The following is a 16,513-nucleotide window of genomic DNA, read 5'->3' on the forward strand; positions in this document are numbered from 1 at the left end:
CTCCATAGGTTCCGGGTTCGAGCCCCGGGCGGCCCACCAACTTGGTCATTGCGCGAACCGCTCCTTCTGGAGCCGTTTCCGCTGGTAGGGCGGCTTCCCCATCGTCGCTGCGGGGTTGTGGGGGGCAACGTTCGAGGTCGACGATCACGCGGTTCGCCTCCCGCGGCGTGATCTCCCGCAACTCACCAGGGATGGACGAGTCGTTGAGGACCTTCGAGCAGCAGAACAACGCCATCAGCCTGCCCGACCGCGTCTCCAAATCAGCCCGCCGCTCCCGCCAGACCCGCGCGGCAAGTCCCGGAACACCCAGCGAATGAGCCCACAGGTTCGCCGCGTCGAGACCCCGCGGGGCCATCCCGTGATCTTCCCAGTCGATGATCCAGCTCTCCGGCCAGGTGAGGTTCGGCCACGCCAGATCTGCATGCGCAGGCACCCATGGCTCGTTAAGGGACACATCGACTCGGCCCGGGAAAGCCCGCTCAATATCCCGCGCGACCAGGGCGTGGTTGATGGTCTCCGTGTCCGGCGTTGCCACCCGTGTCGTGTGCTGACGGCCGAGCGCGTCCAGCGACGCATTCAACCTCGCCCACCACGCCTCCGACAGCGACACCTCCCGCACCTTGCCCCGCTGCAAAGGTTCATCCGTCAACAACTCGACCTCATCGGCACGCCAGATCGCCTGCTCGTCGGCATCGTGCCAACTCAGCGACGCGTACCAGGCTGGCTTCGCGATCCCGGTCAGCAACTCTGCGGCCTCCAGGCCGTTGGCCGCCTGGCCCTGGCCAGCGATCTTGGCCAACGGGCGCACCTCGATACGCACCCAAGTTCCCCGATCGCTCGGAGCACCGACCGTGCGGCGTTTCCGGACCACCGATTCGCGGCCCAATGCCACGCCCAGCCCAACCTCGACCCGGCTCAGAACCTCGTCCACGGACGCTTTGCGCAGGTCACGGGTGGCGGAAGCGCCAGTGTCCGTCATGTCCTTGAACGTATCAGTTTCGACGACGAACGCATGGTCATTTGACGAACATGCTTAGACGCTGTCGACCGGCAAGGTCAAGGCAGTTTCACAGGAGAACTCGATGGTGTGGTGTTGTACCGTCAGTAGCATGCCACCGACCACAAGGACCAGATCATGGGCGTCTAGTCCTGGGCGGCGACGCAACATGCAGGCGATTCGGTCCCGCGATACCCAACCTGAGATGGCGGTCCGCCGCGCTCTCCATCGTCTCGGCTTCCGATACCGAGTTGCGATAGCCCCAGTGGCTGACCTGCGTCGGCGCGCAGACATTGTCTTCACCAAGAGGCGCGTGGCCGTGTTCATTGACGGCTGCTTCTGGCACGGCTGTCCGGTCCATGGCCGGAAAAGCTTTAATCATAACGCCGACTACTGGCCCTCGAAGATCGCGGCCAACATGGCGCGCGATAAGAACACGACGGAGGAACTGCGCCGTTCAGGTTGGACCGTCCTGCGCTTCTGGGAGCATGAGGACGCTGAAAAAGTCGTCGAGGCCATTCGCAACGTCGTCACGGCGAGTACCAGCCCTCCCTAGTACTGCAGCCGGGCTTCGTGATCTGCCTGGCGAGGGTGGGTGAACGCAGGCGCGGCCACCAGTTAATCATGGCGGTTTGTGAAGACAGCTCAAGATCGCGTGATGGCCGCGGGCCACAGCATAGACCCTGGCCGGTGGCGGGAGATCTTTGATGGTGTGATGGCGCGGGTCGCTGGCCGGTTCGCCCGGGTGGAACCGCGGCGTCGTGCCCGCGGGTTCGTGCTGGGGTTGTTGTCGGATCTGCTGCGGAAGAACTGCTGGACGATCGCCGAACACGCCGGGGATGCCAGTCCTGATGGGATGCAGGACCTGCTGTCGAGGGCGGTGTGGTAGGCCGATGCGGTCCGTGATGACGTCCGGGCGATGGCGGTGGAGCATCTGGGCTGCGAGGACGCGATGCTGGTCGTGGACGAGACCGGGGATGTGAAGAAGGGCCGGCACACCGCGGGTGTGCAGCGCCAGTACACCGGCACGGCCGGGCGGATCGAGAACGCGCAGGTCGGGGTGTTTCTCACCCACACCACGAAAACCGGGCACACGTTGATCGACCGGGAGCTGTATCTGCCGACATCGTGGACCGGGGACCAGGATCGCTGCGCCGGAGCAGGAATCCCCAAGGGCACCGGGTTCGCGACCAAGACGGAACTGGCCAAAGGATGATCATCCGGGCGCTCGAGGGTGGCGTGCCAGTGGGCTGGGTGAGCGGTGACGAGGTCTATGGCGCCAGCTCGTCACTGCCGGGCGAGTTGGAAGACCGTGGGGTGGGGTATGTGCTGGCGGTGGCCTGCCACCACCGCGTCCACGCCGGTATCGATACCGAGCGTGCTGACCGGTTGGCCGCCCGGCTGCCGAAACGGTCCTGGCAACGGCTTTCGGCCGGGCGGGGTGCGAAGGGACACCGCTTCTACGACTGGGCCTCACCATCCACGACGCCGACAGCGATGCAGACGGGTATCGGTGGCTGCTAATCCGGCGCAACCGCCGCACTGGCGAACTAACCTTCTACCGCTGTTTCTCGCTCCGCCGGGTCCCGCTGGCCGCCCTGGTGCGGGTCGCCGGACGGCGCTGGACGATCGAGGAATCCTTCCAAACCAGCAAAGGGCAAACCGGCCTGGATGAGCACCAGGTCCGCACCTGGACCTCCTGGTACCGCTGGACCACCCTGGTCCTGCTGGCCCATCTTTTCCTCGCCATCACCACCGTCGCCGAACGAGTCAGACTCACACCAACCGGCCTGATTCCGTTGTCGCTCAACGAAATTCGGCACCTCTTCACCCGGCTCGTCATCCACCGTGACCACGACATCATCACCTGCCTGCACTGGTCCTGGTGGCGCCGACACCACCAACACCGCGCCCAACAAGCCCACTACCAGCGACAAACCACCCAAGAACCATGAACATCACGATCCCCAGCTGGAGTACTAGGCGAAGGGCAAGAAGTATCCCAAGTCCGGCTTATCGAAGGTGCCAACTACTAGCCCCCTATCGAGGAAGCGGTTGAACTCCTCACAACTTGTCTCCGGGAGCAGGGCACAGCCGTGGCAGGCGGCGAGATTGCAGGAGTCCGGCCCCTGCCCCTTCTCACCAGCATCCATGCAAACAGGGTCGGTCGAACACCAGCGTGCATCGCCGAGTGCCGAGACAAAGACGGCGCGAAGGTTGTCGGGACGCGCCATGCGGACGAGACCACCCATCGTGCCCTCAGAGTCGCCGGCAGCGGTGTAGATCAGGAGCCCTGCCATCTCCCGGCCGGGGGTGGTGGACACGTAAAGCCGCTCCCGGAGAGAAGCCGAACTGTAACCGCACGCGAAGACCAGCTCATTGATAAGCAGATGTCCGAGCGTATGCAATAGCACGAAGCGCGGGCTGAGTGTCCGATTCTGCAGACCCCGTTGGGAGGCGACAGCACTGTATTGATCGGTGATCTTCTGAGCGCGTTCCTGCACGTCTGCACGAGCCTCCCACACCGCCAACTGCGCGGCGTCGAGTTCGAAATAGATGCCTTCGCCCTTGACGACATAGGCAGGCAGCCATGCCTGGACGGGTGGGAGCGGCTCGCGCCGGAGCAGTGCCTTCCCCTCGCTCAGCTTGAGGACGCCGTCGCGCACCCGCGTGAAGCCTCGAAGCGCGCGCGTCTCGCGTAGCACATCGACGGAGCGCACCCGCTCTATATGCGACCTCAGATCAGGGTGGACTCCAGGATCGGTTGCCGATAGATAGTCATCCTTTGGCGTGTGTCGGATGTGCTGGAACTCTGGGAATCGCCATTCGTCATCACCAGTCAGCAGCTCAGCGTCCGAATCTTCCCCGGACTCGGGCACGATCTCACCCACGCCGAGCAGGTCACGGTACCCAGCCATCAGCTCCTCATCGGAGACTGGTCCAAATAGCTCGGGCGGCACGTTCTTGAGCAGGTTGTCGCGGAGCACCTGCACAGCAAGGTCTGCGCCAAATATGCCGTGAAGCGTCCGCATCGTGCCGCTGACCGCAGGATGGCGCATCAGCTCGTGCATCTCCGCACTGACCGCCCCCTCCTTTTGCGGAAGGTAGATCGACGATTCGACCTTCGGGAAATACACATTGCCGGCGGCACGCAGAGCTCCTCGCATCGGATTGCTGCATGGGCCTTCAAGCTTTGCCAGCCATGGTCGCGCCCCAGTGCACAGGAACGGATCGTTCGGAGTCGACAACTGGTCACTCAGCGTTGTGTGCTCCTCCCCATTGATGAAGTGGCCTTCCGTGATGCCTCGAAGCGATCGTTCTTTTCCACATTCGTCGCAACTGACCACTTGGCCCTCAAGCCCACCCCCGCCATGAGACTTTAAGCGAAGCGTTCCGGAGCAGGTCGGCCTATGCGCCTTGTGAACCCACTTATCGAATGGGAAATCATCGAGGTGTCCTCCAGCGCAGACTGCAACGAAAGGAACCTGAGACATCCGGGGCTTGTACTTCCAGTCGGCATGCTTAGCGTCTTTGCACAGTACGGGTTGTTGCATGGTCAAGGTCGAGATTTTCAGACGCTTGCAGAACATACAGAAGCACCATCGGGGAAACCTCAGCACAGGGACGGTGAGCTTGACGTTGCGGTTATCGTTTCCCTGTCCCTGATAGCGATAATCCGGCGGCAACCGGAATTCAGAAACCCGGAGACGTTTTTCCAGTCGCCAGTCGTGCTCTTGGTACTCCTCGAGCGCCAATCTGCCCGCATCATCGATATCATACCAGTGGTCGAGGCCAGCTGTGATGACCGATGTGCCATTGACCAGCACGCTCATGGCACCAACACCAAAAGGGGTAACGAGCTGCGCCCGGCGTATTGCCCCGGTACTCATAGTCAGTCCTCCATGTCTGCGTCAGCGTGGGCGTAGGCCAGTGAGATTGCGAGACGGCACTCCGCGTCGACGTTTCGCATGCTGGTGGGCACATCCCAAATCATGGCTTTACTGTCGAGGTCGGGCAGCGTGCCCGCGAAGCGCATTAATCCCTGCTTCGGGTCGCCCCACGGAGCTGGATTCGCCTCCCAAACGGTGCGCTCCCATCTGTCCCACTGCCGGGCGCGCTTCTCCGCCATGCGCTCCAGAAGTGAGGCTTCGCCCACGTCAGCGATATGAACGCGCTCGCGCAGCAGCTCGATCGCGTCATCGTATTCGCGCGAGGGGAACGGATACGGCGGTAGATCCTCCGGCGCCGTCTGCCGAACGTAGGCAACGGCAGCCGCATGGAGCGCGCGTCGCAGGACGGGTGCCGCAAAAGGCGTCACCGACGTCGGTTCGACCTGCGAATAGAGCTGCTGGTGGTAAGTCCGGAAGCGCTCGAAATGACTGCGATCACGAGGCTTGGCGGCGCCATAGATCGTAATGACAAGGCCCGGGCTGATGTCAGCACGGCGGCCGACTCGACCGCTAACCTGGATATACTGGGCCGTCGTCTTCGGCTGCCCCACAATGGTCATCAGACCAAGACGATCGATATCCACGCCAACCTCGATAATGTTCGAGGCCAGACAGATATCGATCGCCTCCTGGCGCTCTCGGCCTGGCATGTAGGGGACCTGGAGCTGCTCGATGGCCTTCGGGATTTCATCCGATCGCCGCCGAGAAGTGAGCTCCATTATGCGGTTCGGCCAACGAGGGTCTATCCCATCTCGTCGGATCAGTCCGGTCAGATAGTCTGGGACGTCAGACTCTAGTAGCGACACAGTGTTGCCGAGTTCGCGCAGAGAGTTCAGAAAGTTGAGATTGGTCCAGTAGCCATCACGGTCGGCTTCAGGAACCTTGGTAACTGCCTGCAACGTGGCGGCCGCGACTCTAGTCTGGACGGTTTGCATCGAGCCCAGTGACGCGCTCATCACACCGATATAACGGCGACCGGGCTCAAGCGTACCGTCGACCGAACGAGCAGGTTCAGCAAAGAAGGATCGTCCTTCTTCTAAACCATGCGGCGGGAACAACGCGACATTCTCCCGACCAAAGAGGCTCTTGATCTGGTCTTCATAGCGTCTGATGGTGGCTGTCGACGCGATTATCTTGGGTGGGATTGGAGCCTGGCCGCGGCGATCTGTGCAAAGCTCGTCGATGACTGGTTCGTAGAGTCCGACCATTGAACCGAGCGGTCCAGAGATGAGGTGCAACTCGTCTTGAATGATTAGGCTAGGCGGCGAGACCGCACGCTCACCATGGTTGTCGATTCCAAATAGGCTTCGAGCCCGCGGTCGCCATGCCATCATGGCGAACTTGTCCACTGTACCGATAACGATCGAAGGACGCACCTCGTAGATGTCCTCGTCGACAACATGAACAGGGAGGCCCGCACGTCGCGAATAGCGACACTGCGAGTCAACGCAGCGCAATACAACTCTCTGGCCGACCTGTTCGTACCCGATGACGTCCTGGCCGCCCTTGCCCTTTGGCTTAGCGCCCATTTTAGTACCGCACCAGGGGCAGCGAAGCAACAGAAACAGGTTCTGCTCGTAAGGATTGCGGCGGAGCCGCCCGAGTACTTCGACGGCCTTCCCCCAGTTGTTAGGGGTGGATGTTCCACCGAGCCAAATACCAATGCCAAAAGGAGAATTCCCGAGCATGTCCGCATTCCGATCGCGGATTTCCTCAAGAACGCACACGAGGGATGCCGCACGCAGGAACTGCTGGGCCGTAAGGAGTCGCAACGTGTAGCGCATCAGAGTGTCGGTGCCGACGTCTTCCGGATTTCGCAGACGCCGCGCTAATAGGCTAATCGCCGAGGCGCCAAGGTACGCCTCTGTCTTCCCGCCGCCAGTTGGGAAGAAGATCAAGTCGACGAGTGAGCGTGACTCCGTGGTGGGCTCCACGAGCTCGGGCAGACTTGCCAGGATGAAGGCAATTTGGAAGGGGCGCCACGTCCCCTTACCAATGGGGATAGTCGGCTCCGGATGCCGTCCCACCACGCGGAGGACATCATCGCGACCACGCTCGACCTCACGCAGCGGGAAGTTCGATCGCACCTGCTGGTACAGCATGGCCTCGTTGGCCCACTTGAACGCTTGTCGAGCGAGTTCGCTCGCGCCCACCAACCCCCAGCCGGCTCGCATCCGTTTCAAGGCCTTCGCAGCCAGTTCCATATGACGGGCCGCGGCAGGCCGCAATTGTTCCGGCAGGTCGTTGATCTCGCGTCGGCGGTCGGCGATCCATTCACCATAGAGCCGGAGCACTGTTTCAACTTGCTCCCGGCCTTCATCGTTGCCATCCGCGAGCGCTTTCATGCTGACCGTGACCGACCGCCGCTCGCCATCCGCGTCCAACAGGTAGTTGCCGTCCTCGTCGGCGAGATAGATGTTCGGTGTCAGGCTCACTACCTCGTAGGCGGGCATCGCGACCGCCCTGACCGAGGGAACGGTCGACTCCCGAGTGTCGTCCCACTCAGCAGCGCAGCCGTGACCAATGGCGTAGGTGCGCTTCTTCCGGTACAACAGATCGATTGATTGCTCTTCGTCGTCCCGGTCTGGGAGTTCAAACTCAGGGTAGGGCTCGATAAGCAGGCCGCCCTTGCCCTTCGTCGTGAAACCCATCTGAAACAACGCGCTACTTGGTCCGGTACCCATGACCTGATTGACCACTGCGACCGTCACAAGGCGGAGTTCCGAATCATCCGATCCGGGTAGCGATCGGCTGAAGATCCGTGTCGTCGGCGCGATGCCAGGCGCTTCACCGTTGGGAACCATAGTCACGATCTTGAGCTGGTTCGTCTCAGTGCGGAGAACACTGCCAGGCACGGTCCCGACAAGGATGAAAGGCCGCCGCCGCCACCAATCCACAGTCTTGCTGAGGCCCGGAATGTGAACACTGAGCTTCTCGTAATGCGCTCCGGTAACGACGACCTCAAGAGAGCCACCCGCCGGAACCCTGCACAGGAACGACACCGCCATGGCCGAAGGCTTGAACCGGTTGGCATCGGTCAAGTCGAAGTCATCGGAATCCGCCTCATCCTGCCGGAGAGAACCCTTGATCTCGACTTGCTGCCCTGTCGGATCGTCCTCGTTCTGGCCAACGCCCGGGAAGCCAGTTAGGTCGACGTCATCGGAGGCATCACCGATTGCGGTACCACGGACGGCGGCACCACTATGGAGAACGCCGACTCCGTAGCGGGTGAGTGGTGTGCCGTTGGTCAGGATCTCCTGCAGGGTGACGGCGTCGTAGAACTGACCTCGACTCTCATCGACGGTGGCAAAGGTAATCGATCCACTGGAGCAATTGAGTGGTTTTCCTTGCGGCTCTTCATCACTAAAAGGCCCAAAGAGTTCTCGTCGCAACTCAGCCTCGACGATAGCGCGTGTTTCGAGCCCAGTCATGTAGCTCCTCCAAATGCTTTCCGGAATGTGCCGGACTCGATGAATGCGACGAGCCGATCTGTCGCGCGGGTTAGACCTACGTAAAGCAGCGAGTCGAAATTGTCCGCGGCGGCCGATCGGTCCAGGTCAGTTACAACGACAGCCGAAGCCTCGAGCCCCTTGAAGGCGTGGATCGTGGAATATTGGAGTTGACCCGGTCGGGCCGGTAAGCCGTCGGCGGGCTTCAGCACCTGCCGAAGCCACCGGTCGGTTGTAATTTCCGCTACCGAGCCGTCGCGCTTTGGACTGAGCACGATAATCTCGTCGAGGTCGTAACCCTCCTCTCGCAACGACCGGATGGCAGCGGCAAGTAGTGACGATTGCTCCTGCTTCGTCCGGTACTTAACGAAGACCGGATCGACACCATCGTCAAGGCGACGGAACTCCTGATAACCAGGGTGTAGGTGACTGAGCAGGTTGACCTGGTAACCGATCCGTGGCAGGTTGCGACAGTTCTGCGTCAGCTTGTGGGACATCATGTACGGCGCGCGCGACCGCAAGCGTCCGCGCCCGTCCTCGTTTTCGTTCTCAAATATTGCCTGTCGCTCGAAATCTCCAAAGAAAAGCAGCCGCCCTTCCTTTAACCCACCGGAAACCATCAAATCCAGCACATCGAGATAGGACTCAGCGGCTATGTCCTGGACCTCATCGACAACGAGGAAGTCACTTACCAGTGCATCACCACCGTCGATTAGTGCCTCCGTTGCTCGTTCGGTCAATTCATCCATCCAGAAAGCGGGCGACGGATGCTCCGGGACGCGGTCCAGCCCCGCAAGCCGAAGCAACTCCTGGTGAAATGTGCCGACGATGAGGCCGTCGAGATCTGCCATATCGTTGGTCAGGCGCTTCCCGAGAAAGCGGTTGAAACATAAGAGTCGACCGCGTCTGCCTATCGCCACCTCTCGACGGGCCGACTCCATAGCGAGGAAGGTCTTGCCCGAACCCGCCGGTCCAGAGAACAGTACGGCACGGTTCTCGGCGACCGCGTCGAGAGCGCGGTACTGCTCCTCAATGAAGGTGACCAGCTGGGACTCGCGCGCGCGTCGACGATCCCCGGCAACGACCACAAGTTCGAACTTGGGGCGCAGCAGCGACGCGATTCGCGCGGCCACATCCGTATCCGGCCCGACCCCTCCGTAGGAAAAGTACTTGACCTTGTCGTCGAGGTGCTTCGTGCCCGCGGCAAGCGTTCGGAGGACTGCTCTAGGAGCGGATTTCAGATCTTCAGAGTCAAGTATCTGCCAGTTGTGCCACTCGGGGTTGGGTGGCAGCATCGTGCGTGCACGAACGCTTGTGAACCAGACGGCCGACAATATCGGCACCGAGCGCAGGTCCACTCCCCTTTTTTTTAGATACCCGCGAAGGCTGTGCATCGCTTCGCTGGCCTGCTGGAACGGCCCACGGAATGTGGGCGCGTCGTTCCCGAGCTTCCAGCTTCCGTCCTCCCGCCGATCAATCGTTTGATGGGACTTGACCTCAATTACGAGGATGCCGGCATCGGGTACGATGACCACGAAGTCAACCTCGCCCTCAACCTGCCGAACGTGATCGGCGATGCCGAGCGAGTGAAGCACGATCCAGCTGTCAGTTGTAGTATCCGACTGCAGCGCCGCATAGACCGCCTTCTCTCCGGGCGGCACATCACTCGGACAAAAAGCCGGCATCATTCGAGCCACTGCCCACTCCGATCTTCGAATGGAACCCTCGCGTCGTGCCGGGGTACAATCTCGGTATACGGCGAAATGGCGAGGACACGGGTCGCAGTTAGACCGCGGACACCTTCTCGCTGACTGCCTAGGAACCAGTGGCCTTCACGTTCGAGCAAGGACAGATCAGCCGCTGAGACCGCTCGCTCTAGCTGTTCCCGAAGCTCGGCACTCGCTTGATGAAGAGCGCGGCGAAGCATCGTGGCGTACCGGAACGTGGGTTGGACAGCGACGCCCAACCAACGAAGGAGCGATTCGAAGTCCTCGTCGCGGTTCGGGCGAACCAGATTGGGATCAATCCATGCCTTAGCCCGGTGGGCGGTTTTAACGCCCGCCGCACGAAGTTCAACCACGGTCCGTCGGTAGCCCAGGTCCGCCAACCTCTGAGCCAACGCATGTTTCCACGCCACCTGGGCAGCATTGATAGAAGCCTCTTTGCTCGACAGTCGGTTGAGTGCCGAACGGTAGAGCACTCCGCGCTCGGTCTCACCCCGCCGGAGCAAGAGGTAGGTGCCCGGTCGGACGGCGTTGACGTCGGTGTAAACGACTCGTTCGCCAGGTGGCTGCGCTGTATCGAGCGCCCGGATGCGATCGCCGTCGTCAAGCCAGATGGCTAGGTCACCACTCAGCAACACCTTTCGCGCCTCCACCTCGTCGGCTGTCGGCTCTCGCTCGGCCTCACACCTGCTTCCCCAACTAGGCTGCGGAAGGAACTCGTCCTCGACCTCGGCGGCCGCCGCGTCGACCTCGGGTTCGCTCGTGTCACCCTCAGTGAACACCTTGGCGTTTACAAGGATGGCACCATCGGCATGGGCAGCGAGGGCAGAGCGCGGAATAGTCCGATCGCCGAACCAGGCGGGGATGAGGAAACTGACCCCGCTCGTGACGGGCGCCGTGACGAGGGACGACCGGAAGAAGCAGGGAGGACCGACCACGTAAGCCTGATCGGCCGAAGGGAACTCCCGTTCCAGGTCGGCGACCGTGACCACGGCGACGCCCCATTCCCTCAGCCAATCAGCCAGGCCGGACTGGGCGGTCCGGTTCGCTGCAACCACAACGCAATTGGCAGCACCAATCTCTTCGATCGATCTGAGCAAGACGTCACCCACAGGTGAATCCGTTTCGCCGACGGCCATTGCAGCTTCGGCGAGCTGATCAAGCAAGGCCTCATCTGTGACGGCACCACGCATGCGTCGCACCTGTCGGCGCAGTTCGGCTGCACCACCCACAAGGGCGGAATTCAGATGAATCGGCTGCGGCTGGGTCACACGACGCCAGCGCAGCGCCTTCGTGGCACCTGTTAAGTCCTCCCACAGCTCGTGTCCGTCATCGCGAACGGCAACCAATAACTGCCGCGCGAGCGCATTGAGGCGTGCTCCGGCAGGATCGCCTACAGCCAATACTTCGACACCTGTCTTGACCAGAGCCGCAGACGCCGCGTACCGCCGCTTGAGTTGCACGATCCGATTCATAATGCCACCGTGAAGGCCAGCGCCTCGACACCCTCTGGCGGGTGCCAGCGCAACTCGTTCATCCCGATGGGCTCGCTCCGGGTATTGCGCATCTGCACCACCAGTTCCACTGCGGTCTCGTCCGCAACCGAGCGGTCGAAGATACAGATCGCGACTGGGGTCTCGATCTCGGCCAGGTACTTGATCGCGCCGCTGCCGTCGAGTATCACCGCCCTCAAATCCCGCGGCAGCGGGATATTCTCGGCGAACTGGGATGATGCGAAGATCCGGGTAAACCAGGTTGCCGCTCGACCAACTTTTGGCATCAGCAGCGATCCGATTGAACTCGGAGGACACTGATCGCCATCCTTAATAAGATATGCCTCAAAGTCCTTCTCCAGCCATGCCAACGTACCGACGATGGCGAGGTCAGCAGCTGGCAGGGCTAGGCGTGCATCCCAAGTCTGATCGAGCCCCGCCATGTGTTCGATACTGCGAGGCTCGGGTCGAGGCGCTCGCTGCGCTTGCTCCAGTTCAGGCAATGGGGCGAGCGCCCGAATGCCGTCGACCTTCCACGTCGAATCTGCGAATTGAACGCGTGGCGGTTGAAGCTTCTCGTTCAAAGTAGAGAAGAAGCCGGTCACAACATGGCTGCTGTTCACGGCGCGGATCGGCGCTCCTGATCTTAACGTGCGCAGGGTCTCAAGAGGATCAGTCAGCGCTGGAGCCTCGCTTGCGAGCACCCAGCCACACCCGATAAGAGCAGCTGCAAAGTCGCGCTTTGGAACCGAAATAGCAATAATCAGCTGGCGACCACTGAGGCGCTTTGAGTATCGAGCAGCCATTGCCCCGAGCACCAGCAAGCGCCCGATCCATGGCGCGGCGAGCCCGCTAGCAGCACCAGACTCAGAGAGCGCAAGCCGAACCAGGGTGCCGTCAGGAGCCGACACGACCGCCACCTCCTCGGAACCTCAACTCCGCCCCTTGTAGAACGCTACCGATCCTAGTACTCCAGCCACCTTTCGTGATCTTCACGGGGCAAGTGAGTAGGGACAGTAGGTGGTCAACTCCTTGGGGCGGCAGTTGCATCGGATAGGCCACCATCGACACCCGCTCACATCGGCATGGGGATCGATGTAACTCAGGGCCATGTAGAAGCAGCATCCTTTCGCCTCCGATAGCGGCCGACATGCGTTGACACACATGTTTGGGTAGTCGTTTGGCCAGATCATCGGGGCGGAACCTTGCGGCTGTGGTGGCGACCCGGCCGCCCTCGACGCGTCGACACTCGTGTCGAGGGCAATCGTCGTAGCGGCCAGGACGGTCTGCGCGCGCTGCGATTGCGGAGACCGCGCCGATAGCCCAGGTGATGCGCCCCGCGGCATCAGGCAGGGCCTTCAGCGCGGTCAAAGCTTGCTGCCAGACACCGCTGCGCTTCCGGCTCCACAACATTCCGCAGGCCGGAGCTCACGCTCCGTGCGTGGTCACGCTTCGGTGCACCAGTGCGCACCGCCGCAAGGCTTCATCAACCAGCGGCCGCTTTCTCCACGAATGACGGCCGACCCGATCGCGACGGCGAAGGAAGTAGCAGCTCCAGCAAGCGCGCACTGCACGTCGGCCAGGTCGAACCGCCCCGCCATCCCAAGGTGTCGAGGGGGTCTCCGGTGTTCAGGCGTTTCATGGTCGATCAATCCGCTACTACTTGCCTCACCTATTCCTGATCACCGACAGACCGAACAGCGCAAACCCTGCCCAAGCCAACTTCGATACACCCCTAGCGAAGACCGGCGGTGCTCCTGCCGCCAGAGACTCCGCTATTAAACGTCAAGCACTGATCTTCGCGTCTACGGTCGAGGCTTGCGCCACGCGAGACATCGCGGACTTTATCGCGACGGCGAGTGCCTTGGCCAATGGTGGTGGCACCGCGTTCGATACTTGCTCAACTTGCGCCGACAAAGTTCCTTCCAGCACGAAGCTACTCGGAAAGCCCTGCAGCAGCATCGCCTCGTATATACTTAACCGCCGACGGCCATCGGGGTGAACATGAATCTCACGGTGGCCGTATGCAACTGTCGGGCTGGGCTTGTCCCACTCCAGACGCCTGAAGCTCCGACCAGCACGATCAGCACCTCCGGGCTGCGAGAATCGCTTGGAAATCGGTCGCATGGTCCAATGATTCTCGTGGTACGGGATGTCGGATCGCTCTAGGCCACGCGAAAAATAGGCCGGCTCCGGAAGAGCGCCGATCACCGAGCGAACTGTCAGATCCGATTTGGTCGTTTTTTTAGGCTGAAATTTCCGACCAATCTCACTGTCTCGGAATCCAGAGATGATCACACGATTTCTTGTCTGAGCCACTCCGTAATCGAGCGCCGAGTACTCTTTGACGTCCGCAGTCAGGCCAATCTCCCGGAACTTAGATAGGATCCCTCGAAAGACCACGGTGTGCTTGGTGTCTTTTATGCCAAGCACATTCTCAAAAAGCACAAACTCGACCTGGTATTTTACCTGCAATGCCTCAACAATCTGCAGATAAAGCAACGGAAGGCGGTTACGTGGGTCATTTGCCGTCGAGCCAGTGTTTGCCCGCGAGAATCCCTGACATGGGGGGCCTCCGATTACTCCAATCGACTCACCGGGTGCAAGAATGCCATCGAGATGTTTCATGACCCCACTCGGACCAAGTTCTTCTAAGTCGACGGCTATCGATGATGTTTTCTTGAAGTTGCGGCGATGCGTTAAGATGGCAGCCAATGACTTGTCTACGGCGAAAACCAGCGGGAATCCGGCATGATGAAAGCCAAGGTCGAGCCCACCGGCACCGGAGAATAGGCTGACAATCTTGGGCAAGCCTACACGGGCCCGGGGGGCTTCGTGTGGGCGCCGGGTTGATCCCGTACGGGGCTTCGGTCGCAGCTCGACCGGACGCGGAACGCGGTTCATGCGCGCATTGTAGCGATCAGCATCGAGGTCGGCGGTCAAGCGTGGTCTGGTGTCGCCAGTCGTATTGCATGCCTGCCTTCCGAGCTGATACGACGCCCCGTCAGCCCTTAGAGATCCTAGCCCACACCCCCGCATCGAGGCCAACTGTTTGGTTCTACTGAAGCCCAGTCGAGCAGGTCATCCGGCTCGCTCTTGACTACTTCGCCTTCCTGGACGTCGAGATTGCATACTGAAGCATTTACTCAATCTATCTGTTACCTATTCCCGCGGCGCTTAAGTATACGTCGGGTGCAGAGATGGAAACGATCTCCGACACGGGTGGGACAGGATGTCGGCAGGGCCCCGCCGCTGGCCACTCAGCCTGTGCAGACTGTCGACGAGAGGCCCAGGGTGACGGATTCCGAATGGAAGTCGGCTGCCATCGAAACGGTTCGTCAGAGCTCATGAAACACGAACCGGCACTGCTTGACCGGCGCTGAGTTTGTCTTATTTGGCCTGGCTGATGGTTGTCGATCAGGCCCCAGCACCGAGATGTGTGGGTTGACATGCACCTACTGACAATGGGCTTAGGCGCGAGCGATACTGGGTCGGACGTAGTCCGCTCCGCACACCACAAAAGCCGTCGCGACGCGTTGTTTCCACTCAGGCCCATGGTGATGTGTCGTACGTCACTGACGACCACCCGCCATCAGATGGCGAGTGGTCGTCAGGTTGATCGTAATCTCAGACCCCTGGACCAGCACGCCGCGGTTTGTATACTGACACGTTAGGCCCACCAGGCTGATCAGCGAGGACGGCCGGATCTGATGCCGGTCGAAGAACTCGCCGACCACCAGCCGCCCGAACGGCTTCAGCACCCGGCGCAGCTCGGCCAGCGTACGCGCCGGATCCGGGATCTCGCCCAGCGCCGTCACCAGGTAAGCCGCATCGAACGAGCCATCTGCAAAAGGAAGTTCATGTGCGTCGGCGCAGTTCGGCACGATGTTGTCGACGCCCTGCTCCTTGGCCCGGCGGCCCACGTGGTCGAGCATCTCCTGCTGGATGTCCACGATGTCCAGCTGGCCGTTCGCCCAGCTGCGGTGCGACGTGCAGCGACTGCAGGCCGGTTCCGGGGCCTATCTCCAGGATCCTCTCGCCCTCCCGAGCCTGCAGCACGTGGTCCAGACGCTTCAGAGTCAGGAACGGCAGCGGCAGGTCGAGCAGCCAGCGCTGAGAGTACGGGTACGGCGCGGAGTCGGTGAACCACCAGGTGGCGACGGCGGCGGCAGCGACCGCGCCGATCACTGCCCGCGAATGCCTCATAATTCCTCCCCAAATGTCCGATTGGGCCATCGAAGCATCTCTGATGGTCAATCAGTTGTGTTCGTGTGCAACCTGCTTGCGCCAGCGCCGACTTTGTCGGCAGTCGACCCGAGCGGGCCGAACGAACCGCCCGTGGACCGCCGTTGCGGCAGGCCGGGGACTTCCCGAAAAGGACCGGACCGCAAGCGCCGATTACGTCGCGAGCTCTTCCGCTCAGCGGCTCGGCCGAGGGAAGGTCCGGGTCGCGAGAACCGCGCAGGCCACCGCCAGCGGCAACTCGGCGAAGACCGCCATCAGCCCCGCCAGCTTGAAGTCCGAACCCGGGGCAGCCGTCATGGTGTCGAACCAGGCGTCGACCAGCAGCAGGGCCGAGGTCGCGGCGGAGGTCAGGCAGGCCCGGCAGTCGCCGCGCCTGAGGAGCAGTCCGGTGGAGAGCAGGCCGAGCGCCTCAAAGCTGTCCAGACCCGTCCACGTCCAGGCCCAGTGCGAGGCCTGAGCGGTGGCCGGCAGCCAGGTGTGCAGGAAGACCAGCCAGGGAATCATCGCCAGCCCGAGCACGGTGAGGACCATGGCCGCCCGGCGAAGCAGCAGGGGGAACGTCGAAGCGGCCGCGGCCTTCGGAAGGATCCGCGGGACACCGGAGCCCGAACCGGCGTCCACGCGGACCAGACTGAGCGAATGAACGCCGGTCAGC

10 protein-coding genes and 1 pseudogene are annotated in these 16,513 nt (G+C 61.6%); 2 read left to right on the plus strand and 9 right to left on the minus strand.

Translation table 11 applies throughout. From position 1 onward, the window contains the following. Positions 1–979 (minus strand): hypothetical protein (locus tag FNH05_RS13160; RefSeq protein ID WP_186382520.1); only part of this gene is annotated, 979 nt, incomplete at its 3' end. A 130-nt stretch (positions 980–1,109) separates the two neighbouring features. Between FNH05_RS13160 and FNH05_RS13165 the strand changes: the two genes are divergently transcribed. Further along, the gene (locus FNH05_RS13165) at positions 1,110–1,553 is read left to right on the plus strand and encodes a very short patch repair endonuclease (RefSeq protein WP_144587897.1); all 444 of its coding nucleotides are present in this window, start codon (positions 1,110–1,112) and stop codon (positions 1,551–1,553) included. 102 nt (positions 1,554–1,655) lie between these two features. Further along, a pseudogene (locus tag FNH05_RS39885) lies at positions 1,656–2,952 on the plus strand (IS701 family transposase). A 24-nt stretch (positions 2,953–2,976) separates the two neighbouring features. Here FNH05_RS39885 and drmB read toward each other — a convergent pair. The 8 genes from drmB to FNH05_RS13210 form a co-directional block, all read right to left on the minus strand. Further along, a complete protein-coding gene (gene drmB / locus FNH05_RS13175; RefSeq protein ID WP_144587899.1) occupies positions 2,977–4,887 on the minus strand; it encodes a DUF1998 domain-containing protein in 1,911 nt (636 codons plus the stop codon). A 2-nt stretch (positions 4,888–4,889) separates the two neighbouring features. Then, the gene (locus tag FNH05_RS13180) at positions 4,890–8,378 is read right to left on the minus strand and encodes a helicase-related protein (RefSeq protein ID WP_144587901.1); all 3,489 of its coding nucleotides are present in this window, start codon (positions 8,376–8,378) and stop codon (positions 4,890–4,892) included. Continuing rightward, entirely contained in the window at positions 8,375–10,084 is a 1,710-nt protein-coding gene (locus tag FNH05_RS13185) for an NERD domain-containing protein (protein WP_144587903.1), read from the minus strand. Before FNH05_RS13185 ends, FNH05_RS13180 begins: the two co-directional genes overlap by 4 nt. Further along, positions 10,081–11,595 (minus strand): hypothetical protein, encoded by a 1,515-nt coding sequence (locus FNH05_RS13190; RefSeq protein ID WP_144587905.1) that lies wholly within the window; start codon positions 11,593–11,595, stop codon positions 10,081–10,083. Before FNH05_RS13190 ends, FNH05_RS13185 begins: the two co-directional genes overlap by 4 nt. Further along, complete coding sequence (locus FNH05_RS38835) at positions 11,592–12,533, minus strand: hypothetical protein (RefSeq protein WP_222426598.1); 942 nt, start codon at positions 12,531–12,533, stop codon at positions 11,592–11,594. Before FNH05_RS38835 ends, FNH05_RS13190 begins: the two co-directional genes overlap by 4 nt. 865 nt (positions 12,534–13,398) lie before the next feature. Continuing rightward, on the minus strand, positions 13,399–14,556 hold the full coding sequence (locus FNH05_RS13200; RefSeq protein WP_222426599.1) for a DNA cytosine methyltransferase: 1,158 nt from the start codon (positions 14,554–14,556) through the stop codon (positions 13,399–13,401). Positions 14,557–15,185: 629 nt separating this feature from the next. Next, a complete protein-coding gene (locus FNH05_RS38840) occupies positions 15,186–15,566 on the minus strand; it encodes a class I SAM-dependent methyltransferase (RefSeq protein ID WP_222426600.1) in 381 nt (126 codons plus the stop codon). A gap of 466 nt (positions 15,567–16,032) precedes the next feature. After that, positions 16,033–16,513 (minus strand): hypothetical protein (locus tag FNH05_RS13210; RefSeq protein WP_246127701.1); only part of this gene is annotated, 481 nt, incomplete at its 5' end.

The organism is Amycolatopsis rhizosphaerae, from assembly GCF_007713715.1.
GTDB classification, from domain to species: domain Bacteria; phylum Actinomycetota; class Actinomycetes; order Mycobacteriales; family Pseudonocardiaceae; genus Amycolatopsis_E; species Amycolatopsis_E rhizosphaerae.

What these genes read in the sequence shown, in the direction of transcription:
- FNH05_RS13180 (WP_144587901.1), bottom strand. Translation starts at nt 8,378, where the DNA reads ATGACTGGGCTCGAAACACGCGCTATCGTCGAGGCTGAGTTGCGACGA.
- FNH05_RS13190 (WP_144587905.1), bottom strand. Translation starts at nt 11,595, where the DNA reads ATGAATCGGATCGTGCAACTCAAGCGGCGGTACGCGGCGTCTGCGGCT.
- drmB (WP_144587899.1), bottom strand. Translation starts at nt 4,887, where the DNA reads ATGAGTACCGGGGCAATACGCCGGGCGCAGCTCGTTACCCCTTTTGGT.
- FNH05_RS13165 (WP_144587897.1), top strand. Translation starts at nt 1,110, where the DNA reads ATGCCACCGACCACAAGGACCAGATCATGGGCGTCTAGTCCTGGGCGG.
- FNH05_RS13185 (WP_144587903.1), bottom strand. Translation starts at nt 10,084, where the DNA reads ATGATGCCGGCTTTTTGTCCGAGTGATGTGCCGCCCGGAGAGAAGGCG.